Annotated in this window: 2 protein-coding genes; both read right to left on the reverse strand. The window is 73.7% G+C overall.

What is annotated here, in order from left to right; translation table 11 throughout:
* Position 1 precedes the first annotated feature (1 nt).
* A complete protein-coding gene (locus tag ACFWW9_RS29535) occupies positions 2–19738 on the reverse strand; it encodes an amino acid adenylation domain-containing protein (protein WP_390384625.1) in 19737 nt (6578 codons plus the stop codon).
* Positions 19735–26217, reverse strand: a complete 6483-nt coding sequence (locus ACFWW9_RS29540) for an amino acid adenylation domain-containing protein (RefSeq protein ID WP_390384627.1) — start codon at positions 26215–26217, stop codon at positions 19735–19737. Before ACFWW9_RS29540 ends, ACFWW9_RS29535 begins: the two co-directional genes overlap by 4 nt.

Raw genomic sequence — 26217 nt, forward strand, 5'->3', positions numbered from 1 at the left:
GTCAGTCTCCTGTCTGAGCGGTGGAGCCGCGGAGGGCGTCGGCGACGGCCTTCACCCGTGGGCGGCGCATGAGCTGGAAGTGGTCGCCGTCGACGTGCGTGACCGAGAGGGTTCCGGTCAGGCCGCGCCACACCTCGGCGATCAGGTCGCCGCCCGCACCGGACGCGAGGACGAGGTCGGTCGGACCGTCGAACGCCCGAGGACGGTGGTCCACGAGCCCGGTGAACATGTCGCGCCAGAACGCGATGAGCGCGGCGGCGGTGGGCCCGTCGAGCCCGGCCACGGCCGCGGGGTCCACGCCGAGCGTGGCGAACAGCCGGTCGGCCCCGTCGAACCGCAGGAGGGGCGTGGGTCCCTCGTCCAGGACCTCGTCCCGAAGCGCGTCGAGGGTGGCGATGTCCCGTCGTTCCGCGTCCACGTCGGCGGTGGGTCGCGGGTCGGAGTCGACGAGGAGCAGCCGGTGGACGCGGATCCCCCGGTCGGTCAGCGCGCGGGCCAGCGCGTGGGCGACGACGCCGCCCGCCGACCAGCCCGCGACCACCGGCTCGCGGTCCCCGAGCACCGGCACGAGGTCGTCGGCGTACCGCTCGGCGAGCCCGGCGAGGCGCGTGGCGGCGGAGTCGCCGCCGATGTCGCCCTGTACGCCGAACGCCTCGAAGTCGGCCGTCACCTCCCCGAGGAGGTCCCGGTAGCTGAACAGCGTGCCGCCGACCGGGTGGACGAGGACGAGGGGACGAGCACCCCGCACGCCGCCCAGGGGGACCACGCTGCTCGCCGCGGGCCCGCCGCGGACCAGCAGCCCGTCGATCCGGTCGGCCTGCTCCGCGATCGTGGACGCCGTGTACAGGTGCGCCAACGGGATCCCGGTCGCGAACTCCCGGCTGAGCGCCATCGTGAGGCGGATGGCGAGCAGGGAGTGCCCGCCCAGGGCGAAGAAGTCGTCGTGCACCCCGAAGTCCGCCGACCCCAGCACCGCCCCCCACGCGTCGGCGATCCGCCGCTCGGTCCCGTTCCTCGGGGCCACGACGTCGCGGCGAGGCAGCCCGGAGTCGTCCGGCGCCACCAGCGCCAGACGGTCGAGCTTGCCGCCGACGGTCATCGGCAGCGCGTCGATCGGCACCAGCACGGTCGGGACCGCGGCCGCCGGGAGCCTGCCGAGCAGGTGCTCGCGGATCCGGTCCGGGTCGAGCACGGCGTCGTGGGCGAGGACCAGGTGGGCGACCAGCCGCAGCCGCCCGTCCGCGCCGGAGCGGTGGGCCGACACCGCGGCAGCCTCGATCGAGGGATGAGCGCGCAACGCGGCCTCGACCTCTTCCGGTTCGACCCGCTGGCCTTGGATCTTGACCTGGTGGTCGTCGCGGCCCAGGAACTCGACCTGGCCGTCGGCGGTGTACCGGCCGAGGTCGCCGGTGCGGTACAGCCGACTCCCCGGCTCGCCCCACGGGTCGGGCACGAACGCCGCCGCCGTGACACCGGGCCTGCGCACGTACCCGCGCCCTACACCGGGTCCGCCGATCACGATCTCGCCGGGCGTCCCCGGCGGGACCTGGTGCAGGTGCTCGTCCACCAGGTGCACCCGCACGTTCCCGTACGGCCTGCCGATCACCGGCGAGAGGTGCGCGCCGATGTCCGCGTAGGCCGCGTCGACCGTCGCCTCGGCGGGCCCGTACATGTTGTGCGCCACCACGTCGGGGTGGTCGCGGAAGGCCTGCCAGAGGTCCGGCGGGCACGCCTCCCCGCCGAACGCGATCAGCTTCGGCGGGTGCGGGGTGTCCAGCAGCCCGGCCTCCACCATGACCTGGACCTGCGACATGGCGACGTCGATGACGTCCACCGCGCGTTCCGGGTCCTGCGCCAGCTCTACCAGGTGCCGGGGGTCCCGTCCGTCCACACCGGACACCACCAGCAGTAGGTGCCCGTCCAGCAACGGAAGGATCTGCGTCAGGAAGAAGTCCGAGATGAACGCCGACGTCCCCGTCAGCACCCGCGCACCCTGCCCGACGGCGAGCCCGGCACGCCGCATCCGGGGCAGCAACAGCACTTCTGCGTAGTTCGCCAGGCCGCCGTGGTCGACCATCACGCCCTTCGGCCGGCCGGTCGAGCCCGACGTGAACATCACGTACGCCAGGTCCAGCGGGCCCACCGACGGCAGGTCCACTTCTGGGGCCTCGCCGTCCGACTCCGGGGACAGGACCGGCCGCGAACCGGGCACGGCCGCCGGGTCCACCGACACGACCGCCGCCGGGAGCGCGTCCGCCACCATCACGTCCAGCCGCGCGGCGGGCAGTTCCGGGTCCAGGGGCAGGAAAGCGCTACCGGCCTTCCACGCCGCCCACACCGCCACGACCGCGTCCACACCGGGCCGCAGGTGCAGACCCACCACGTCACCCCGGCGCACGCCCGCGGCCGCCAGCCGTCGTGCCAGCACCTCGCTGCGCTCGTCCAGTTCCGCGAACGTCAGCCGCTCGTCGCCCGCCTCGACCGCGACGGCGTCCGGCCACCGGGCCGCGCTCCGCCGGAACAGCTCGTGCACGGGCGTGACGCCGACCGGTGCGGAGGTGTCCCCGGTCCACTCGGCGACGCGGCGCTGTTCCCGGTCGTTCGCGCGCAGGAGGTCCGCCACCGCGACCCGCGGGTTCCGGCCCACGACGTCCAGCAGCTCGGCGAACGACGCCGCCAACTCCTCGGCCGCGCCGACCTCGAACAGCCCGGCGTCCAGCGCCAGCGACAGGTCGAGCCCGTCGGTCGTGCGCGCCGTGGCGAGGGACAGGTCGAACCGGTTGGCGCTGCCCTCGATCGGCAGGTCGCTCAGAACCAGGTCACCGGGCACGTGCCCGGCCGCGCGGTCGACGACGTCCGTTCCGGCGGTGAAGGAGAACATGGTGCGGAACAACGGGTTCGCGCTTTCGGCCCGCTCGGGGGCGACCGCCCGGACGACCTGCTCGAACGGCGCTTCCTGGTGCGCGAACGCCCCCAGCACCACCTCCCGCACCCGCTCCAGGTGCGCCGCGAAGTCGTCCTCCGGACGCACGACCACCCGCAACGCGAGGGTGTTTACGAAGAAGCCGACCAGTGGCGCGAGGTCGGCGTGCGTCCGACCGGACACCGGGACGCCGACGGTGAGGTCGCGCTCACCGGAGCGGCGGGCCAGCAGCAGGAAGTACACGGCCAGGTAGACCGTGAAGTCGGTGGCCCCGACCTCGGCGCGGACTCGGTCGAGCCCGGTCAGCGCGTCGGCGGGAACGGTGCGGGAACTCGCCTCGAACGCCGTGACCCCACCGCGCGCACTGCCGCGCGGCCACGGCGCGGGCGCGCTGTCGAGCGCTTCCCGCCAGTAGGCGAGGTCGTCGGCCGACTGCCGTTCGACCAGGTCCCGGTGCCAGGCGGCGTAGTCGGTGTAGGTGACGGTCAGCGGGGCCAGTCCGGCGGCGGCGACGTCGCCACCCGCCCGGTACAGCGCCCAGAACTCCTGCTCGACGAGGTCGGAGGACCACTCGTCGATCGCGACGTGGTGCGCCACGAACAACACCGTGTGGCGGTCCGGGGCGGTGCGCCACACGGTCACCCGCAGCACCGGCCCGGCGCTCAGGTCGAACGGCCGCCGCGACTCCCGGTCGACGAGGTCCGACAGTTCGGCCTCGACGGCGTCCAGCACCGCCAGACCGCTCCAGGCCTCGGTGCCGACGCGCTGCACGACGCGGCCTTCCTCGTCCAGGTGCAGCGTGGTGCGGAAGGCCTCGTGCCGGTCGACCAGCGCGACCACGGCGGCTTCCAGCGCGACCGGGTCGAGGTGACCGCGCACCTCGTACCCCCAGGGCACGTGGTACGTCGGGCTCTCGGGGTCGAGCTGCCACAGGAACCACTGCCGTTCCTGAGCGTGCGACGCGGGCAAGTCACGACCGCGGTCGACCCGCGGAATACCCGCCACCACACCCGCCGCGGCACTCCGGTCGATCAACTCGGCCTGACCCGCGATCGTCGGCTGCGCGAACACCTCGTGCAGCGCCAAGTCCACACCCAACTCGGCCCGAACCCGCATCGCCAGCCGCACGGCCAGCAACGAGTGCCCACCCAGGCTGAAGAAATCGTCGTGCACACCGAGGTCCGTCAAGCCCAGCACCGCTCGCCACGCGTCCGCCACGCCCCGCTCGGTCGCCGTCCTCGGCTCCACCACTTGGCCGCCGATCGGCCCGAGGTCGTCCGGCACGGTCAGCGCCAGCCGGTCGACCTTGCCGCCCGCCGTCATGGGCAGCGCGTCGACCGGCACCAGCACCGTCGGGATCGCCGCCGCGGGCAGCAGTCCCGCCAGGTGCTCACGGAGCGCGTCCCGGTCGAGCACGGTTCCCTCGGCCACGACAACGTGAGCGACCAGCCTCAGCCGCCCGTCCCCGCCGAGGCGGTGAGCGCCGACCGCCGCCGCGTCGATCGCGGGGTGCCCGCGCAGCGCGGCCTCGACGCCCTCCAGCTCCACCCGCTGTCCCTGGATCTTGACCTGGTGGTCGTCGCGTCCGAGGAACTCGATCCGCCCGTCGACCGTGTACCGGCCGAGGTCGCCGGTCCGGTACAGCCTGCTTCCCGGCTCGCCCCACGGGTCCGGCACGAACACGGCCGCCGTCGCGCCGGGTCGGCGCACGTACCCGCGGCCCACGTTCGGGCCGCCGATCACGATCTCGCCGACCGCACCGGGCGGCACCAGGTTCAAGGCCTCGTCCACCAGGCGAACCCGTGCGTTGCCGTACGGCCGCCCGATCACCGGCGAGGAGGTCTCGCCGAGGTCCGCGCAGGTCACGTCGACCGTCGTCTCGGCGGGCCCGTACAGGTTCTGCGCGACGACCGCCGGGTGCTCGCGGAGCGCGTGCCACAGGTCCGGAGGGCACGCCTCGCCGCCGAACGCGATCAGCTTCGGCGGGTGCGGGGCGTCCAGCAGCCCGGCCTCCACCATGACCTGGATCTGCGAGGTGGTGGCGTCGACGAGGTCGATCGCCCGCGCCGGGTCCCGCGCCAGCTCGACCAGGCGCCGCGGGTCCCGTCCTTCGGCTCCGGACAGCACGACCAGCCGGTGGCCGTCGATCAGCGGCAGGATCTGCGACAGGAAGAAGTCGGAGATGAACGCCGACGTCCCCGTCAGCACACGGGCCTGCCCGCCGACGTCGAGTCCGGCCGCGCGCATCCGGGGCAGCAGCAGGGCTTCCGCGAAGTTGGCCAGGTTGCCGTGGTCGACCATCACGCCCTTCGGGCGGCCGGTCGAGCCCGACGTGAACATGACGTACGCCAGGTCCCGCGCCCCCACCACCGGCAGGGTCACGTCCGGCACGTCGACGTCCGACTCCGGGGACAGGACCGGCCACGAAGCGGGCACGGTCGACGCGTCCAGGGTCAGCACGGCCGTGGGAGCGGCGTCCTCCACCATGACCGCGAGCTGGGCGGGCGGCAGTTCCGGGTCCAGCGGCAGGAACGCCCCGCCGGACTTCCACGCGGCCCACACCGCCACGACCGCGTCCACGCCGGGCCGCAGGTGCAGACCCACCACGTCCCCGCGCCGGACGCCCGCGGCCACCAGCCGTCGCGCCAGCACCTCGCTGCGCAGGTCCAGGTCGCCGTAGCTCAGCCGCTCGTCTCCGGCCTCGACCGCGACAGCGTCCGGCCACAGCGCCACCCGGTCGCGGAACGACTCGTGCACGACGCGGTGGTCCACCGGTCCGGCGGCCTGTCCGGCCCACTCGGCCAGGCGGTCCTGTTCGCGCGGGGTCGCGCGCAGGAACTCGGCCACGGTGGTGCTCGGGGAGCCCGCCACCGCGTGCAGCAGCTCGACGAACGCCGTCACCAGGTCCTCCGCCGCCGGGGCGGCGAAGTACTCGGCACCGAACTCCAGGGTCAGGTGGAGCCCGTGGGCCGTGCGCGTCGTGGAGAGGGACAGGTCGAAGCGGTCGGTCCCGCCGCCGAGCGGCAGTTCGCCCAGGGTCAGACCACCGGTCGCCGGGCGGTCGGCGTGGTGACCGCCCTCGGCGAAGGAGAACATGGTGCGGAACAACGGGTTCGCGCTCTCGGCCCGCTCCGGGGCGACCGCCCGCACGACCTGCTCGAACGGTGCCTCCTGGTGCGCGAACGCCCCCAGCACCGCTGCCCGCACCCGGCCCAGGTGCGCGGCGAAGTCGTCGTCCGGATCGACCTCGACCCGCAAGGCGAGGGTGTTCACGAAGAAACCCACCAGTGGCGCGAGGTCGGCGTGCGACCGACCGGACACCGGAACGCCCACCGTGAACTCGCGGTCGCCCGACTGGCGGGCGAGCAGCAGGAAGTACACGGCCAGGTAGACCATGAAGTCGGTGGCCCCGACCTCCGCGCGAACCCGGTCGAGCCCGGTCAGCGCGTCGGCGGGAACGGTGTGCGTGACTTCCCCGGCCGTGGGAGCGGCGGGCTCGGCCAACGCGTGCGGCCAAGAGGACGCGGTGCCGCGAAGGGCCTGCCGCCAGTAGGCGAGGTCTTCCTCCGCCCGGCTCGCGACCAGGTCCCGGTGCCAGGCTGCGTAGTCGGCGTAGGTCACGGTCAACGGGGCCAGCCCGGCGGCGGCGACATCGCCGCCTGCCCGGTACAGCGCCCAGAACTCCTGCTCGACGACGTCCAGCGACCACTCGTCCACGGCGATGTGGTGCGCCACGAACAACACCACGTGACGATCCGGAGCGGTGCGCCACACCGTCACCCGCAGCACCGGTCCGGCTCCCAGGTCGAACGGCCGCCGCACTTCGGCATCGACGAGCCCCGGCAGGTCCGCGTCGACGGCGTCCAGCACCGTCAGACCGCTCCAGGCCTCGGTGCCGACGCGGTGCACCACGCGGCCTTCTTCGTCCAGGTGCAGCGTGGTGCGGAAGGCCTCGTGCCGGTCGACCAGCGCCTCAACTGCCGCGCCCACCACGGCCACGTCGAGGTCGCCGTCCACCCGATAACCCCAGGGCACGTGGTACGTCGAGCTGTCCGGGTCGAGCTGCCACAGGAACCACTGCCGTTCCTGCGCGTGCGACGCGGGCAGATCACGACCGCGGTCAACCCGCGGAATACCCGCCACCACACCCGCCGCGGCACTCCGGTCGATCAGCTCGGCCTGACCGGCGATCGTCGGATGGGCGAACACCTCGTGCAACGCCAAGTCCACACCCAGCTCAGCCCGAACCCGCATCGCCAGCCGCACGGCGAGCAGCGAATGCCCACCCAGGCTGAAGAAGTCGTCGTGCACGCCGAAGCGCACGTCGCCGAGCACCGCCTGCCAGGCGTCGGCGATCCGCTGCTCGGTCACCGTCCTCGGGGCCACCACGGCCGCCGCGTCGACGTCGTCCGGCGCGGTCAGCGCCAGGCGGTCGAGCTTGCCGCCGACCGTCATGGGCAGCGCGTCCACCCGCGCGAACACGGTCGGGACCGCGGCGGCGGGCAGCAGGCCCGCCAGGTGCTCGCGGATCCGGTCCCGGTCGAGCACGGCGTCGTGGGCGAGGACCAGGTGGGCGACCAGCCGGACCCGGCCGTTCGCGCCGGAGCGGTGAGCCGAGACCGCGGCGGCCTCGACCGCGGGATACCCGCGCAGCACCGCTTCCACCTCTTCGGGCTCCACCCGCTGGCCCTGGACCTTGACCTGGTGGTCGTTGCGGCCCAGGAACTCGATCCGCCCGTCCACCGAGTGCCTGCCGAGGTCTCCCGTGCGGTACAGCCGACTGCCCGGCTCGCCCCACGGGTCCGGCACGAACACCGCCGCCGTCGCACCCGGACGACGCACGTACCCGCGGCCCACGTTCGGACCGCCGATCACGATCTCGCCGACCGATCCCGGCGGCACCTGGTGCAGGTGCTCGTCCACCAGGTGGAGCCGGGCGTTGCCGTAGGGCCGCCCGATCACCGGCGACTCGTGCTCGTCGGCGTCCGCGTACGCCACGTCGACCGTCGTCTCGGCGGGGCCGTACTGGTTGTGCCCGACGACGTCCGGGTGGTCGCGGAACGCCTGCCACAGGTCCGGCGGGCACGCCTCCCCGCCGAACGTGATCATGCGGGGCGGGTGCGGGGTGTCCAGCAGCCCCGCCTCCACCATGACCTGGACCTGCGAGGTGGCCACGTCGATGACGTCCACCGCCCGTGCCGGGTCCTGGGCCAGCTCCACGAGGTGCCGGGGGTCTCGTCCCTCCACACCGGACACCACCAGCAGCAGATGGCCGTCGATCAGCGGCAGAATCTGGGTCAGGAAGAAGTCCGAGATGAACGCCGACGTGCCGGTCAGCACGCGGGCCTGCTGCCCGACCGCGATCCCGGCTCGCCGCAGCCGCGGCAGCAGCAGGACCTCGGCGTAGGTGGCGAGGTTGCCGTGGTCGACCATCACGCCCTTCGGGCGGCCGGTCGAGCCCGACGTGAACATCACGTACGCCAGATCGCGCTCCCCCACCACCGGCAGGACAGCATCCGGAGCGTCCTCGCCGGTCGGGGCCAGGGTCGGCCACGCGCCGGGCACGGTCGTCGGGTCGAGCGTCACGACCACGGCCGGAGCCGCGTCGTCCGCCATGACCTCCAGCCGGACCGCGGGCAGTTCCGGGTCCAGGGGCAGGAAAGCGCCGCCCGCCTTCCACGTCGCCCACACCGCCACGACCGCGTCGAAGCCCGGCCGCAGGTGCAGGCCGACCACGGCCCCGCGTCCCGCTCCCGCCGCGACGAGCCGCCGCGCCAGCACGTCGCTGCGCGCGTCCAGTTCCGCGAACGTCAGCCGCTCGTCGCCCGCCTCGACCGCGACGGCGTCCGGCCACCGGGCCGCGCTCCGCCGGAACAGCTCGTGCACGGGCGTGGTGGACGCGGGCGTGGTGAAGTCGCCGGTCCAGGTGGCCAGGCGGCGCTGTTCGTCGTCGGTCGCGCGCAGCACGTCGGCCACCGCGGTCCGCGGTGACTCGCCGATGGCGTGCAGCAGCGCACCGAAGGTGGACACCAGCTCACCGGCCACCGGGGCCTCGAACAGGGCGGTGTCGAGCTGGAGCGTGAGGTGCAGGCCCTCGGCCGTGCGGGTCGCGCCGAGGGACAGGTCGAACCGGCTGCCGCTGCCCTCGATCGGCAGGTCGCGCAGCTCGAGGTCGGCGTGGTCGGCCAGCCGGTCGGTGAGGCCGGTGCCCGTGGCGAAGGAGAACAGGGTGTGGAACAACGGGTTCGCGCTCTCGGCGCGGTCCGCCGCGACCGCGCGGACGACCTGCTCGAACGGCGCGTCCTGGTGGGCGAACGCGCCCAGCACGGCCTCCCGCACCCGGTCCAGGTGTCGGGCGAAGTCGTCCTCGGGGTGGACGACGACCCGCAGCGCCAGGGTGTTCACGAAGAAGCCGACCACCGGCGCGAGGTCGGCGTGGGCACGACCGGACACCGGGACGCCCACGGTGAGGTCCCGCTCGCCCGACCGGCGAGCGAGCAGCAAGAAGTACACGGCCAGGTAGACCATGAAGTCGGTGGCCCCGACCTCCGCGCGGACCCGGTCCAGCCCGGCGAGCGCCTCGGCCGGAACGGTGTGCGACGCCCCCGCGGCGACGGCCTTCCGCCCGGTGGTGTGCGGCCACGGCGGCGGTGCGCCGTCGAGGGCCTCGCGCCAGTAGGCGAGGTCCACTTCGGACTGCTGCTCGACCCGTTCGCGGTGCCAGACCGCGTAGTCGGCGTAGCGGACGTCCAGGGGTGCCAGTCCGGCGGCGGCGAGGTCGCCACCCGCCCGGTACAGCGCCCACAACTCCTGTTCGAAGACGTCGATGGACCACTCGTCCACGGCGACGTGGTGCGCGACGAACAGGACGACGTGCCGGTCCGGCGCGGTGCGCCACACGGTCACGCGCAGCACCGGTCCGCCGCCGAGGTCGAACGGCTGGCTGACGGCCCGTTCGACCAGCGCGGGCACCTCGGCCGCGTCGGCGTCCAGGGCCGTGAGACCGCCCCACGCCGCCGTGCCGACGCGTTGCCGTACCTGGCCTTCGGCGTCGGCGTGCACCGTGGTGCGGAACGCCTCGTGGCGGTCGACCAACGCGGCCACGGAAGCGTCCAGCACGGCGGTGTCGAGGTCGCCGCGCACCTCGTAACCCCAGGGCACGTGGTAGGCGGACGACTCCGGGGCGAGCTGCCAGAGGAACCACTGCCGTTCCTGCGCGTGCGACGCGGGCAGTTCCCGGCCCTCGACACGGGGAATCCCCGCGACGGCTCCGGTGTGCCGGTCGATCAGCTCGGCCTGACCGGCGACGGTCGGCCGCGCGAACACCTCGTGCAGGGGCAGGTCGGCCCCCAGGTCGGCGCTGATCCGCATGGCGAGGCGGATCGCGAGCAGGGAGTGCCCGCCCAGCGCGAAGAAGTCGTCGTGCACGCCGACGCGGGAGACGCCCAGCAGCGCCGACCAGACGGCCGTGATCCGGCGTTCGGTCTCGGTGCGCGGCTCCACCACGTCCCGCTGGGGCAGGTCGGCGTCGTCGGGGACGGTGAGCGCGGCGCGGTCGAGCTTGCCACCGACCGTCATCGGCAGCGCCTCGACGGTCACCAGCACGGACGGGATCGCCGCGGCGGGCAGCCGCTCGGCGAGGTAGGCCCGGACGTCGTCCCGGTCGACCGTCCCGACGAGGTGCGCGACCAGCCGCAGGCGGCCGTCCGGGCCGACGCGGTGGGCGGTGACCGCCGCCGCCTCGATCGCGGAATGGCCGCGCAGCACCGCTTCCACCTCTTCGGGCTCCACGCGCTGGCCCAGGATCTTCACCTGGTGGTCGCCGCGCCCGAGGAACTCGATCTGCCCGTCGGCCGTGTACCGGCCGAGGTCACCCGTGCGGTAGAGCCGACTCCCCGGCTCGCCCCACGGGTCCGGCACGAACACCGCCGCCGTCGTGCCCGGCCGCCGCACGTACCCGCGGCCCACGCTCGACCCACCGATCACGATCTCGCCGACCGACCCCGGCGGCACCAGGCCCAGGGCCTCGTCGACCAGGTGGACCCGCACGTTCCCGTACGCGCGGCCGATCACCGACGACCCGTGCACGCCGAGGTCCGCGAAGGTCGCGTCGACCGCGGTCTCGGCGGGGCCGTAGGTGTTGTGCACGACGGTCCCCGCGCGACCGCGCAGCGCGTCCCACAGGTCGGACGGGCACGCCTCGCCGCCGATCGAGATCAACCGCGGCGGGTGCGGCGCGTCCAGCAGGCCCGCCTCCACCATCAGCCGCACCTGGGACGTCGTCGCGTCGATGAGGTCCACCGCCCGCTCCGGGTCCTGGGCCAGCTCGACCAGGTGCCGCGGGTCGCGTCCCTGCTGGACCACCAGCCGGTGGCCGTCGAGCAGCGGCAGGACCTGCGACAGGAAGAAGTCCGAGATGAACGCCGACGTCCCGGTCAGGACGCGCGCCCCCTGCCCGGCCACAACGCCCGCGCTCCGCATCCGGGGCAGCAGCAGGGCTTCGGCGAAGTTCGCCAGGTTGCCGTGCTCGACCATCACGCCCTTGGGACGGCCCGTCGAGCCGGACGTGAACATCAGGTACGCCAGGTCGTGGCCGCCCACGCGGGGCAGGACGACGTCCGGCACGGCCTCGTCCGACTCCGGCGACACGGTCCGCCACGGCGTCGTGGAGTCCAGCGACACCACGACCGTCGGCCCGGCGTCCACCACCATCACGTCGAGGCGGGCCACCGGAAGTTCCGGGTCCAGCGGCAGGAACGCGCCACCGGCCTTCCACACCGCCCACACCGCGAGCACGGCGACGACACCGGGCCGCAGGTGCAGACCCACGACGTCACCGCGTGCCACGCCAGCCGCGACCAGCCGCCGCGCCAGCACCTCGCTGCGCGCGTCCAACTCCGCGAACGTCAGCCGGTCCTCGCCCGACTCCACGGCGACGGCGTCCGGCCACAGGCCGACGCGGGAGCGCAGCACCTCGTGCACGGGCAGCCCGGACACCGGCGCGGCACCGCCCTGCCAGGAGGCGAGCAGCCGTTCGTCCTCCGGGCCGGTCAACGGCGACGCGCGGTGGTGCGCCTCGGCGTCCGCGACCAGGGCCCGCAGGGCGCGGAGGTGGCTGTCCCGCAGCCGGGTGACCTGGCCCGCCGTGAGGCCGTCCAGTGAGTAGGCGATCTCCAGGACCAGGGCGTCGGAGCCGGGGTCGCGGCTGAAGGTCACGTCCAGCGGGAAGTTGGTGCGCGCGATGCCGGGCAGCACCGGGTCGTCGCCGGAGCGGTCGATCGTGCCGTCCGTGGCGATCCGCGCGATCCGGTGGAAGTTGTTGTAGGTGAAGTTCGACTCGAACAGCGGCCGGTCGCCGCCGAACTCGCGCTGGAGCGCGGCGAGCGGGTAGCGGCGGTGGGGCGACAGATCGCGTTCGGCGTCGTGCACGGCGTGGGCGAGGTCCAGCCAGCTGCCTTCCGGGAGCCGCACCCGCAGCGGCACGGTGTTGAGGAACAGGCCGCGCGCCTCGGAGCCGTCGGTCTCCTCCAGGCGGCCGTTGGACGTCAGGCCGACCAGCACGTCCGACGAGCCCGTGACCAGGCCGAGCACCCGGAGGTGCGCGGCGAGCACGACGGTCTTGACGGGCACCGCGGCACGGGCGGCGAAGTCCTCCAGGCCGCGGAGCAGGTCGGCGGGCAGCGGCGTGCTCAACGCCCCGTGGCCCGCGGCCCCGTCGCGGACGTGGCGCTCACCCTCCACCCGGTCGCCCGTGAGGTCGGCGTCCCACCGGGCGATGCGCCCGTCCGGGGCCTCGGCGAGGCGGTCGCGCCAGAACTCCCGGCTCGCCGCCGAGTCCAGGGCCGCGCGCTCGGCGGCGACGAAGTCGCGGTACAGCGAGCGCAGGGGCTCGGCCGGGGTCCGGTCGCCGTCGAGCAGGCGGCGGTACCGGTCGGTGATCTCGGCGAGCGTGGAGACCATGCTCCAGCCGTCGAGGATGGCGTGGTGCTCGGTGACGGTCCACTGGAAGGCGTCGTCGGCCAGCACGTGGACGGCCATCCGGAACAGCGGGGCGTCGGCCACGGCGAACCGCTCGGCCTGCTGCTCCCGCACGAACCCGACCAGGGCGGAACGTCGCTCCTCGGCCGTCGCCCGCCGCAGGTCGACGACCGTGAACGGCACCTCGACGCGGGCGTGGACGAGCTGCATCGGCTCGGAGAACCCGACCAGGTCGAACGACGTGCGCAGCACCGGGTGCCGGGCCGCGGTCCGGTCCACGGCGGCCCGGAACAGCCGCTCGTCGAAGCGTCCGGCCAGCCGCAGGGTCTCCACGTTGTGGTAGGCGTTGCGGGCGCGGTCGCGCTCCATCTCGTAGACCATGCCGACCTGCAACTGCGCCATCGGGTAGGCGTCGTCGAGGCCTTCCGGCAGCAGCGCGCGGTCGTCGTCGGTGAGCAGGGAGAACGGCTCGGACGCCGGGGCGGCCTCCTCGGCGGGGGCCAGGGTCGCGGCGAGACCGGCGACCGTCGGAGCACCGAGGAGGTCTTGCAGTCCCACGGCGAACCCGGCGTCGCGGACCCGCCCGAGGATCTGGATGCTGCGGATCGAGTCGCCGCCGAGGTCGAAGTAGTTGTCGTGCCGACCGACCCGGTCCACGCCCAGCACCCGCCGCCACACGTCGGCGAGCAGGGTCTCCAGGTCGCCGGTCGGCGGCTCGTACCGCTGGCCCAGCTCCGGTCGGTCCGCGCCGGGCTCGGGCAGGGCGCGGCGGTCGACCTTGCCCTGCGGCGTCAGGGGAAGTGCGTCCATCGTCACGAAGTGGCGCGGGACCATGTAGTCCGGCAGCCGCTCGCCCAGCCACGCCCGGACCTCGTCGAGCGACGGCGGCGCGCCGTCCGGCACGAGGTAGGCGATCAGGTCGGTGCGGCCCTCGGCGTCGGTCCGCGTCGTGACGGCGGCTTCGAGGACGCGGGCGTGGGTGGCGAGGACGTTCTCGATCTCGCCGGTCTCGATGCGGTAGCCGCGGATCTTGACCTGGGTGTCGGCCCGGCCCAGGTACTCCAGACCGCCCAGCGCGTTCCACCGGGCCAGGTCGCCGCTGCGGTACAGCCGCGCGCCGGACACGGGGTCCGGCACGAACCGCTGCGCGGTCAACGCGGGCAGCCCGGTGTAGCCGCGCGCCAGACCGGCACCGGACACGTGCAGCTCGCCGGTCACGCCGACGGGGCACGGGTTTCCGTGGCCGTCGAGGACGTGGACGCCGAGGTCGGGCAGGGGGACGCCGATGGGGCTGGTGTCGCCGTCCACGTGCCCGGCGTCGAGTTCGAGGTAGGTGACGTGGACGGTGGTCTCGGTGATGCCGTACATGTTCACCAGCAGCGGCGCGGCGTAGCCGTGCCGGGACGCCCAGCGGCGCACGGACGGCCGGTGCAGGGCCTCACCACCGAACACCACGGCCCGCAGCGCGAGGTCGCCGCCGTGGCGCTCGTCGGCGGTCTCGAACTGGCGGAACGCCGACGGCGTCTGGCTCAGGATCGTGACGGCCTCGTCGCGCACCAGCGCGTAGAACGCCTCCACGTCCCGGCTGACCGCGTACGGCACCACGACCAGACGACCGCCCGTGGTCAGCGCACCCCACATCTCCCAGACGGAGAAGTCGAACGCGAAGCTGTGGAACAGGGTCCACACGTCATCCTGCCCGAACGGCAGGTTCTCCCGCACACCGCGGAGGAGCCGGACCACGTTCCGGTGGGTGATCGTCGTGCCCTTCGGGCGGCCCGTCGACCCGGACGTGAAGATGACGTAGCAGGCGTTGTCGGGATGCACGACGGGCGGCTCGGTCGCCTCGACCACGGTGGTGTCGCGGAGGTCGACCAGCTCCCACGGTCCACTCGGGATGGTGGCCGCCGTCGCCTCGTGCACGACGACCAGCGGCGCGCCGACGTCCCGCAGCATGAACTCCAGCCGGTCGGCCGGGAACGCCGTGTCCAGCGGCACGTACGCGCCGCCGGCGCGCAGCACGGCCAGGCACGCCACCACGGTCTCCCAGGAGCGTTCCAGGAACACGCCGACGCACACCTCCGGGCCGACGCCGAGGCGGCGCAGCCGGTGGGCGAGCAGGTCGGCGCGGTCCGCCAACTCCTGGTACGTCAGGGAAACGCCGTCGCACGTCAGCGCAACAGCGTCCGGCCGGGCCGCACTCGCGGCGGCGACCAGGTCGGGCACGGTCGCCGCGCCGTCGACCTCGACGGCTTCACGCGACCACGTCGCCAGGTGCCGTGCTTCGCGGCCTCCGACGAGCGGGACCGCCGCGTGGCGCGCGGACGGGTCGGCGGTCATGGCCTGGAGCGCGCGGAGGTGCTGGTCGCGCAGCAGGACGGCCTGGTCGGGGGTGATCTGGCGGGGGTCGTACTCCAGTTCCAGGCGCAGCTCCGCCGTGCCCGCCTCGCGGCTGACCGAGACGAGCAGCGGGAAGCTGGTGCGGGCGGACCCGGACGAGCCCTGGTCGGAGGAGTCCAGCCGCCACGCGCCGCCGCCGTCGGCGAGCCTGCCGAACTGGTGGAAGTCGTTGTAGACGAAGCCGACGTCGAACAGCGACGCGCGGCCGAGGTCGCGCTGGAGGGCGGCCATCGGGTAGCGGCGGTGCGGCAGGACGTCGCGCTCGGCCTGGAGGACGGCGTGCGCGAGGTCGTGCCAGGTGCCGTCCGGCAGGACGACCCGGAACGGCAGCGTGTTGAGGAACAGTCCGCGCACCTCGGTTCCGTCCGCCTCCTCCAGGCGGCCGTGGAACGAGAGCCCGGTCGTGACGTCCTGGCCGCCGGTGGCCGCGGCGAGCGCCCGGAGGTGGGCCGCGAGCACGGCGGTCTTGAACGGGACGCCCGCGCGGCGCGCGAACACCTCGACGTCCACCCGCAGTTCGGCGGGCAGCGTGGTGACGAGTGAGCCGGGCTCGTGGCGTTCGCCGGGGACGACGTCGCCGAGCGGGGCGGTCACCGACCAGCGCGGCAGCGGACTGCCGTCGCTGCCGGCGAGGAGGTCGCGCCAGTAGTCGCGGCTCGCCGGGGCCGCCAGCGCGGCGTGCTCGGCGGCGATGAAGTCGCGGTAGGTCGAGCGGAGGGGGACGGGCCGGGGGTCGTGGCCCGCCAGGAGACCCTCGTAGGTGGTGCTGATCTCGGCGAGGGTGGAGGTCAGGCTCCAGCCGTCGAGGATGGCGTGGTGCTCGGTGACGGTCCACTGGAAGGCGTCGTCGGCCAGCACGTGGACGGTCATCCGGCACAGCGGCGCGACCGTCAGGTCCAGCGGGGTGCGCCGCTCGACGGCCAGGTGCTCGTCCACGGCCGCCCGCGCGTCCGCCGTGCCGCGCAGGTCGACGACGGTCAGCGGGATCTCGGCCGTCGGGTGCACGAGCTGCACCGGCACGCTGAAGCGGCTCATGGCGAACGAGGTCCGCAGGACGGGGTGCCGCGCGGTGACCCGTGCGAGGGCGGCGCGGAACGCGGTCTCGTCGAACGCGCCGGTCAGCCGCAGGGTGTGGACGTTGTGGTACGGCCTGCGCTCCGGGTCGCGCTCCATCTCGTAGACCATGCCGACCTGGAGCTCCGCCATCGGGTAGGCGTCCTCCAGGCCGTCCGGCAGCAGCGCGCGGTCGTCGGCGGCGAGCACCGAGAACGGCTCGGACCGCGTGGCCGCGACGGCGTCCTCCAGCGCGGCGGCCAGACCAGCGGGGGTCGGGTTCGCCAGCATGGTCGCGAGACCGGCGGTCAGGCCCGCCTCCCGCGCCTCGCCGAGGACCTGGATGCTGCGGATGGAGTCGCCGCCCAGGTCAAAGAAGTTGTCGTGCCTACCGACCCGGTCCACGCCGAGCACCTGCGACCAGATCCCGGCCAGCAGCTCCTCGATCGCGCCGACCGGCGGCACGAACTCCTGCGCCACGTCCGGCCGGGCCTCGTCGGGGTCAGGCAGCGCGCGCCGGTCCACCTTCGCGTTGGAGGTGAGCGGCAGGACGTCGAGGAACACGAACAGCCGCGGCACCATGTAGCTCGGCAGCCGCTCCCCCAGCCACGCCCGCACCTCGCCGGTCGACGGCGCTTCGCCGTCCGCGACGAGGTAGGCCACCAGGTCCACGCCCGCCGAGGAGTTCGGTCGGGTCACGACGACGCAGTCGCGCAGGGCGGGGTGGTCGCGCAGGGCGGCCTCGACCTCGCCGAGTTCGACGCGGAACCCGCGCACCTTGACCATGTGGTCGACGCGGCCGAGGAACTCCACCCGGCCGTCCGGCGACCAGCGGCCCAGGTCGCCGGTGCGGTACAGGCGTTCGCCCGCCCGGACCGGGTGCGGCAGGAAGCGCTCCGCCGTCAGCCCCGGCTGCCCGAGGTACCCGCGCGCCAGGCACGGGCCGGACACGCACAGCTCGCCCGGTGACCCCACCGGCACCGGGCGACCCGCGTCGTCGAGCACCCACACCTCGGTGTTGACCAGCGGAACGCCCAGCGGCAACGGGCCCGCGGGCACGTCACCGCGGCGGAACGAGCCGCACACCGAGAACGTCGTGGTCTCCGTCGGCCCCCAGCAGTTGACGACCTCCAGGTCCGGGCAGCGCTCCAGGATCCGCGCCACGTGCGCGGGCGACACCGTCTCGCTGCCGGTGAGGATCCGGCGCAGGCCGTCGAACAGCCGCGGCTCGTGGTCCACCAGCAGCGCGAACAGCGACGCCGTGGCGTGCAGGACCGTCACGCCCGACTCGGCGACCCACTCGGCGATCTCCTGCGGCCCGTAGCGCACGGCGGGGGCGAGCACGAGCCTCGCGCCGCCCACCAGCGGCGCCCACACCTCGAAGGTGGACACGTCGAAGGAGGCCGAGGCGATCTGGAGCAGCGTGTCGTCCGGGCGCAGGGTCATCGTGTCGCCGCCGTGCAGCAGCTCGGTGACGTTGCGGTGCCGGGTCACGACGCCCTTGGGCCTGCCCGTGGACCCGGACGTGAAGATGACGTAGGCGCCGTGGTCCGGACCCGCGCCGCCGTCGGGGTTCTCGCTGTCGCCGGGCAGGTCCTCGATGGTCAGCACCCGCCACGGGCCCTCGGGGACGGTGCTCGCGACGGTGAGCACCAGCGGGGCCGCGGCGCGGTCGAGCATGTACTCCAGGCGGGACGCCGGGAAGGCCGGGTCGAGCGGCACGTACAGGCCGCCCGCCTTGAGCACCGCGAGCCAGCCGACGACCATCTCGACCGACCGGTCCACGCACACACCGACCGCGACGTCCGGGCCGACGCCCAAGTCGCGCAGCCGGTGCGCCAGGCGGTTCGCCCGCGCGTTCAGCTCCCGGTAGGTCAGCGACTCCGCGCCGGACACCAGTGCCACCGCGTCCGGCGAGAGCGCCACCCGCTCCTCGACCAGCCGGTGCACGGGCGTGGCCGGGACCTCGTCCGCCGTGGCGTTCCACGACTCCAGCAACTCCCGCTCGGAGGCCCCGAGCAGCGTCGCCCACCGGTGGTCGGCGTCCGGGTCGGCCACCATCTCGGCCAGCACCCGCAGGTGGTAACCGCGCAGCAGGGCCACCTGGGCGGCGGCCAACGCCCGCGCGTCGTACTCGACCTCCATGTTCAGGCCCTCGCCGCCCGGCTGCCGGACGAACGCCGCGACCAGCGCGAAGTGCGTGCGCGCCACGTCGCCTGCGGGCACGTCGTCGCCCTCGGCGGGGATCTGCTGGAAGTCGGTGTAGACGAAGTTCGTCTCGAACAGCGCCGCGCCGCCGAGTTCGCGCTGCAACGCGCCCATGGGGTAGCGGCGGTGCGGCAGCAGGTCGTTCTCGGTGTCGAACACCGTGCGGATCAGGTCGCGCCAGGTGCCGTCCGGTGTCCGCACCCGGAACGGCAGGGTGTTCACGAACAGGCCGACCACGTCGGCCCCGCCCTCCTCCTCCAGCCGTCCGTTGGCCGTCAGCCCGACCACGACGTCCGCCGAGCCGGTGACCAGGCTCATCGCCTTCACGTGCGCGGCCAGCAGCACGGCCTTCACCGGCACCCGGCACGACCGGGCCAGCTCGCGCAGCCGAGCGGGCAGGTCGGCGGGCAACGGGGTCACCAGCGAGCCGTACCCGCGCTCCGCGTCGTGCGTGTGCCGCTCCCCCGCCACGGGCTCGGCCGCGGGCAGCACCGGCCGGTCCGCGGGCCAGCGCGGCAGGCGGCCGTCCGGCGGCTCGGCCAGCCGGTCGCGCCAGAACTCCGTGCTCTCCGGGGATTCCAGTGCCGCGCGTTCGGCGGCGATGTAGTCCCGGTAGGTCGACAGCGGGGGCGTGAACTCCGGCTCGCCACCGGCGAGCAGGAGCCGGTAGGCGTCGGTGATCTCCGAGACGAGCGAGGCCAGGCTCCAGCCGTCGAGGATCGAGTGGTGCTCGGTGAACGTCCAGTGGAAGGCGGTGTCGGACAGCACGTGCACGCCCATCCGGCACAGCGGCGCGACCGAGACGTCCAGCGGCGTGCGCCGCTCGGTGTCCACATAGGACGCCAGCACGGGTGCGGCGTCGAGCCCGCGCAGGTCGACCACGACCAGCGGGACCTCGGCCGCGTCGTAGACCAGCTGCATGGGTTCGCTGAACCCGACCAGGGCGAACGACGTGCGCAGGACCGGGTGCCTTGCCACGGCCCCGGCGACCGCTCGCCGGAAGCACCGCTCGTCGAACGCTCCGGCGACCCGCAGCGTGTGCACGTTGTGGTACGGCAACCGTTCCGGGTCGCGTTCCATCTCGTAGACCATGCCGACCTGGAGTTCGGACATGGGGTACGCGTCGACGAGCTGGGGCGGGTCCTGCGTGAGCACCACGTCGTCCGCTCTGGTCATCGGCTCAGCCCGAGCCGCTGCCGGTCCTGCTCCGAGAGCATCGCGAACGGCGAAGCCTTGGCGGGCGCCGGTTCCGCGGCCTTCGGCGCGCCGACGACCTCGCCCAGCGCCTGCACCGTCGGGTGCTGGTTGAGCTGCTGCAAGCCCACGGCGAGGCCCTTCGTCCGGGCCTGCCCCACGACCTGGATGCTGCGGATCGAGTCGCCGCCCAGGTCGAAGAAGTTGTCGTGCCGCCCGACCCGGTCGACGTCCAAGACCTTCGACCAGATCCCGGCCAGCAGTTCCTCCACCGGGCCCACCGGCGGCACGTACTCCTCCGCGATGTCCTCGCGCGTCTCCTTCGGCTCCGGCAGCGCGCGCCGGTCGATCTTGGCGCGCGGCGTGAGCGGGAGGGCGTCGAGGAACACGAACAGCCGCGGCACCTTGTAGCTCGGCAACCGCTGCCCGAGCCATGTCCGCATCTCGCCGGACGTCGGGGCGTCGCCGTCGACGACCACGTAGCCCACCAGGTCGATGCCCGCCGTGGTGTTGGCGCGCGTCACGACCACGCACTCGCGCACGTCGGGGTGCCCGCGCAGGGCCGTCTCGACCTCGCCCAGCTCCACCCGGTAGCCGCGCACCTTGACCATGTGGTCGGTGCGGCCGAAGAACTCCACCCGGCCGTCGACCGACCAGCGACCCCGGTCACCCGTGCGGTATAGGCGTTCCCCGGCGCGGAACGGGTGCGGCACGAAGCGCTCGGCCGACAGCCCCGGCTTGCCGAGGTACCCGCGCGCCAGGCACGGGCCGGACACGTACAGCTCGCCCGGCGACCCCACCGGCACCGGCAGCCCGGCCTGGTCGAGCACCCACACCTGGGTGTTGACCAGCGGATAGCCCAGCGGCAGCGCGCCGGAGGGCACGGTCCCGCGCCGGTAGACGCCGCACACGGAGAACGTCGTGGTCTCCGTCGGCCCCCAGCAGTTCACCAGCTCCAGGTCCGGGCAGCGCTCCAGCACGCGTTCCACGTGGCCGGGCGACACGGTCTCGCTGCCGGTCAGGAAGCGGCGCAGGCCGTCGAACGTCTGCGGCTCGTGGTCGACCAGCAGCGCGAACAGCGACGCGGTCGCGTGCAGCACCGTCACGCCGGACTCGACGACCCACTCGGCGATCTCCCGCGGCCCGTACTGCACCGGAGGGGCCATCACCAGCCGCGCGCCGCCCACCAGCGGGGCCCACACCTCGAACGTGGAGTTGTCGAAGGACAGCGGCGCGAGCTGGAGCAGGGTGTCGGTCGGGTTCAGCGTGAGGAACTCCCCGCCGTGCAGCAGTTCCGTGACGTTGCGGTGCCGGGTCACCACGCCCTTGGGCAGGCCCGTCGACCCGGACGTGAAGATCACGTAGAAGCCGTTGTCCAGCTCCGCGCCGCCGTCGAGGTTCGCGTCGTCGCCCTCGGTCCACAGCTCGTCGTCCGCGACCAGCACCCGCCACGGCCCCTCGGGCACCCGGTCGACGACGTGCGGGGCCGCCAGCACGAGCCGAGCGTCGACCTCGCGCAGCATGTACGCCATGCGGTCCACCGGGAACTCGGGCTCGATCGGCACGTAGACGCCGCCCGCCTTCAGCACGGCGAGCAGGCTGGTGATCATGCCCAGCGACCGGTCCTGGCACAGCGCCACCGGCACGTCCGGCCCGACACCGAGGTCGCGCAGCCGCCGCGCCAACCGGTTCGCCCGCGCGTTCAGCTCGCCGTAGGTCAGGGAGATCCCGCCCGACTCCACGGCCACCGCGTCCGGCTGGGCCGCGGCGCGGTCCTCGACCATCCGGTGCACGAGGACCTGCGGCACCTCGCCGTCGTTGGCGTTCCACGACTCCAGCAGCCCGCGCTCGTCCTCGCCGAGCAGCGGCACCCAGCGGTGCCTCGCGCCCGGATCGGCGACCATCTCGTGCATGACGCGCAGGTAGTAGTCGCGGTAGAGCAGAACCTGGTCCGGGGTCAGGACTTCCGTGTGGTAGTCCATGCCGAACAGCAGTTGGTTGGAGTACGGGTTGCGGATCACGCCGACGTTGAGCGGGAAGTTGGTCGGCTCGGCGCGGTCCGTGGTGAAGCTGTCGATCTTCTCGTCCGCGATCCGCATCAGACCGGGCCCGAAGGCCTTGTCCAGCACGTGGAAGTGGTTGTGGACGAAGTTCACCTCGAACAGCGGCTCGCCGCCGACCTCGCGCTGCAACGCGCCCAGCGGGTACCGGCGGTGCTCCAGCAGCTCGCGCTCGGTCTCGAACACGGCCCGCACCAGGTCGCGCCAGCTGCCGTCGGGCAGTTCGATGCGGAACGGCACGGTGTTGAGGAACATGCCCCGCACCTCGGTGCCGCCCTCCTCCTCCAGCCGTCCGTTGGCGGTGAGGCCGACCAGCAGGTCCGACGACCCCGTGACGAGGCTCATCACCTTCAGGTGCGCCACCAGCAGCACGGCCTTGAGCGGCACGGAGCACTCCCGCGCCAGGCCGCGCAGGCCGTCGCACAGGTCGTCCGGCAGCAGCGTCTCGACGGAGCCGTAGCCCTGGTCGGGGTGGTGCTCGCGCCACTCGTGCTCCTGGGCGCGGCCGGTCAACGTGGTCGGGCGGTCGGCGGGCCACCGGGGCAGGCGGCAGTCCGGCCGGTCGCTGACGCGGTCCAGCCAGAAGCGCCTGCTCTCCTCGGACGCCAGGGTCTCCCGTTCCGCGGCGATGAAGTCGCGGTAGGCCGACACCGGCGGCACCAGCACGGGGTCTTCACCGGCCAGCAACCGCTGGTAGACCTCGGCGATCTCGGAGATCGTCGAGTGCAGGCTCCAACCGTCGAAGATGGCGTGGTGCTCGGTGATCGTCCACTGGAACGACTCGTCGGTCAGCCGGTGCAGGGCGAAGCGCAGCAGCAACGGCCGCGAGTGGTCGAACGGCCTGCGCCGCTCGGAGAGCACGTACTCGTCCAGCGCGGTGTCCCTGGCCGCCTCGTCGAGGTGGCGCAGGTCGGCGACGGTGAACGGCATCTCCGCGGTCTCGTGCACGAGCTGCATCGGCTCGCTGAACCCGCTGAGGTCGAACGAGGTCCGCAGGATGGGGTGCCGGGCGATGACCCGTGCCGTCGCGTCGCGGAACCGCTCCTCGTCGAACGGTCCGACGATCCGGAGCCCGTCCAGGTTGTGGTAGGCCCGGCGCTCCTGGTTCAGCTCCATCTCGTAGACCATGCCGACCTGGAGCTCCGCCATCGGGTAGGCGTCGACCAGTCCCTCCGGCAGCAGCGCGCGGTCCTCTTCGGACACCATCGCGAACGCCTGCCGCACCAAGGGTTCTGCCGCCTCGGGTGCGGCGGCCTCCACCACGACCGTCGCCAGCTCGGCCGTCGTGGGGCTGCGGAACAGGTCTTGGAGGTCGAACGACAGCCCGCTCCCCCGCGCCTGGCCGAGCACCTGGATGCTGCGGATGGAGTCGCCGCCCAGGTCGAAGAAGTTGTCGTGCCGCCCGACCCGGTCCACGCCCAGCACCCGTTGCCAGATGCCTGCCAGGACTTCCTCGGTGGGGCCGACCGGGGCCACGTACTCCTGCGCCAGCTCGGGGCGGACGGCCTCCGGTTCGGGCAGGGCCTTGCGGTCCACCTTGCCCTGCGGGGTCAGCGGCAGCGCGTCCAGCACGACGAAGTGCCGCGGCACCATGTAGTCCGGCAGCCGCTTGCGCAGCCACGTCCGCAGCTCGTCGGTCGACGGGGCCGCGCCGTCGGGCACCAGGTACCCGGCCAGGTCGGCCTGGCCGTCAGGCCCGGTCCGCGCGATGACGGTCGCCTCCAGCAGGCCGGGGTGCGTCCCCAGCACGGCCTCGACCTCGCCGGTCTCGATGCGGTAGCCGCGGATCTTCACCTGCGCGTCGGCGCGGCCGACGTACTCCAGCCCGCCGTGCGAGGTCCAGCGGCCGAGGTCGCCGCTGCGGTAGAGGCGACGGCCGGTGTGGTCGGGCACGAACCGCTGCGCGGTCAGCCCCGGCAGCCCGGTGTAGCCGCGGGCGAGCCCGGCGCCGCCGACGTGGATCTCGCCGGTCACCCCGATCGGGCAGGGACGGCCGTGCGCGTCGAGCACGTGCACGCTCAGGTCGGGCAGGGGGCGGCCGATCTGGCTCAGCTCGCGGTCCAGGTCCCGCTCGCCGAGTTCCAGGTACGTGACGTGGACGGTGGTCTCGGTGATGCCGTACATGTTCACCAGCAGCGGCGCGGCATAGCCGTGGCGCGAGGCCCAGCGGCGCACGGAGGGCCGGTGCAGGGCCTCGCCGCCGAACACGACGGCGCGCAGGGCCAGGTCACCCGCCGCCTGCTCGTCTGCGGTCTCGAACTGGCGGAACGCCGACGGCGTCTGGCTCAGGATCGTGACGGCCTCGTCGCGCACCAGCGTGTAGAACGCCTCCACGTCCCGACTGGTCGCGTACGGCACCACGACCAGGCGACCGCCCGTGGTCAGCGCGCCCCACATCTCCCAGACGGAGAAGTCGAACGCGAAGCTGTGGAACAGGGTCCACACGTCGTCCTGCCCGAACGGCAGGTTCTCCCGGACACCGGCGATGAGCCGCGTGACGTTGCGGTGGGTGATCGTGGTGCCCTTGGGCCGCCCGGTCGACCCGGACGTGAAGATGACGTAGCAGCCGTTGTCGGGGTGCACGACGGGCAGCGGGTCGTCGTCCACGCCCACGCCGTGGTCGGCTTCCTCGACGTCGACGAACTGCCACGGGCCCTCGGGAACGGCGGTCGCGGTCTCCCGGTGCACGAGGACCGTCTTCGCGCCGACCTCGTCGAGCATGAACGCCATGCGGTCGGCGGGGAACGCCGTGTCCAGCGGCACGTACACGCCGCCCGCCTTCAGCACCGCGAGGCACGCCACCACCATGTCCGGCGACCGCGTCAGGCACACGCCGACGCAGACCTCCGGTCCGACGCCCAGCGCGCGCAGCCGCAGCGCCAGCGCCGAGGCCCGCCGCTCCAGCTCGCCGTAGGTCCACGCCACCCCGTCGCCGGACAGCGCCACCGCGTCCGCCCGGTCGGCGGCGCTCCGCGCGACCAGGTCGTGCACGGTCCCGACCGGGAGCGCGTCCTCCACGCCGGACCACGTCGCCACCAGCCCGACCTCGTCGGCGGACCGCAGGTCGATCTCGCTCACCCGCAGGTCGGGGTCGACGGCGACCCGGCCGAGCAGGGTCTGCCAGTGGTCGACGAACGCCCGCACGGTCTCGGCGTCGAACAGGTCGGTCGAGTACTCGACCTCCAGCCGGAGCCCCTCGGCCCCGCGGAAGACGGACCACGTGAGGTCGTACTTCGCGGTGCCGGTGGACACGGCGGAGCGCTCGACGGTGACGCCCTCGTCCAGCACGCCGACGTCGCCGTCCTCGTGCAGGCCGAACGCGACCTGGACGACGGGGCTGTAGCCGAGGTTGCGCTCCGGGTGCAGGTGGTTGACCGCCAAGTCGAACGGCATCCGGCTGCGCGACAGGGCGTCCAGGACGGACGCGCGGGTGCGGGTGACCAGCTCGCGGAACGTGGGGTCGTCGGCCAGGCTGGTGCGGACGACCAGCGAGTCGGCGAAGAAGCCGACCATCTCGTCCAGCGCCGAGGGACCGCGGCCCGCCGTCGGGGAGCCGAGCACGACGTCGTCGCCGCCGGAGTGCCGGGCGACGAGGGCCTGGAAGGCGGCGACCAGCGCCACGTACGGCGTGACACCCGCGTCGGCGGCGAACTTCTCCAGCTCCGCGAGGGGGACGTCGGTCAGGGTGAAGTGGTCGGTGCGGCCGCGGTAGGTCAACTCGGCCGGGCGGGGGCGGTCGGCGCCGAGGTCCAGCACGGCGGGCGCGCCGTCGAGCGCGCGGGTCCACGCCTCCAGCGACCGGGCCGCGGAGGGGGTCTCCATCGCGTCGCGCTGCCAGAGCGCGTAGTCGGCGTACCGGATCTCCGCGGCGTCGGGCGCCGCGGCGCCGGTCCGGTAGGCCTCGGTGAGCTGCCGCTGGAAGACGTCCAGCGACCAGCCGTCGCAGGCGATGTGGTGGAACGTCAGCTGGAGCCAGTGCGCGTCGTCGGCTACCCGGAAGAGGTGGGCGCGCAGCATCGGCCCCTTGGCGAGGTCGAACGGCCGCCGGGCGTCCTCCTCGATCGCCCGCCGCGCCTCGGCCTCCGACACCTCGACGACCGGGCAGTCCAGGTCCCGCACGTCCGACACCCGCTGGCGGGGACCGTCCGGGCCTTCCTCCACGACGGTGAACAGCACGTCGTGGCGGGCGGCCGTGGCGACGACCGCGGCGGCGAGCCGGTCGGCGTCCACCGGGCCGGTCACCCGCAGCGTGATCGGCATGTTGTACACCGGGCTGCCGGCGAGCCAGCGGTCGAGGAACCACAGCCGCTGCTGCCCGTAGGAGAGCGGCCCCCGTTCGGCGGGACGGGGGCGCAGAACCGCAGGGGCAGGAATCTGCCTGTCCTTGTGGAGGCTTCCCAT

It is taken from the genome of Umezawaea sp. NPDC059074 (assembly GCF_042738955.1).
GTDB lineage: Bacteria > Actinomycetota > Actinomycetes > Mycobacteriales > Pseudonocardiaceae > Umezawaea.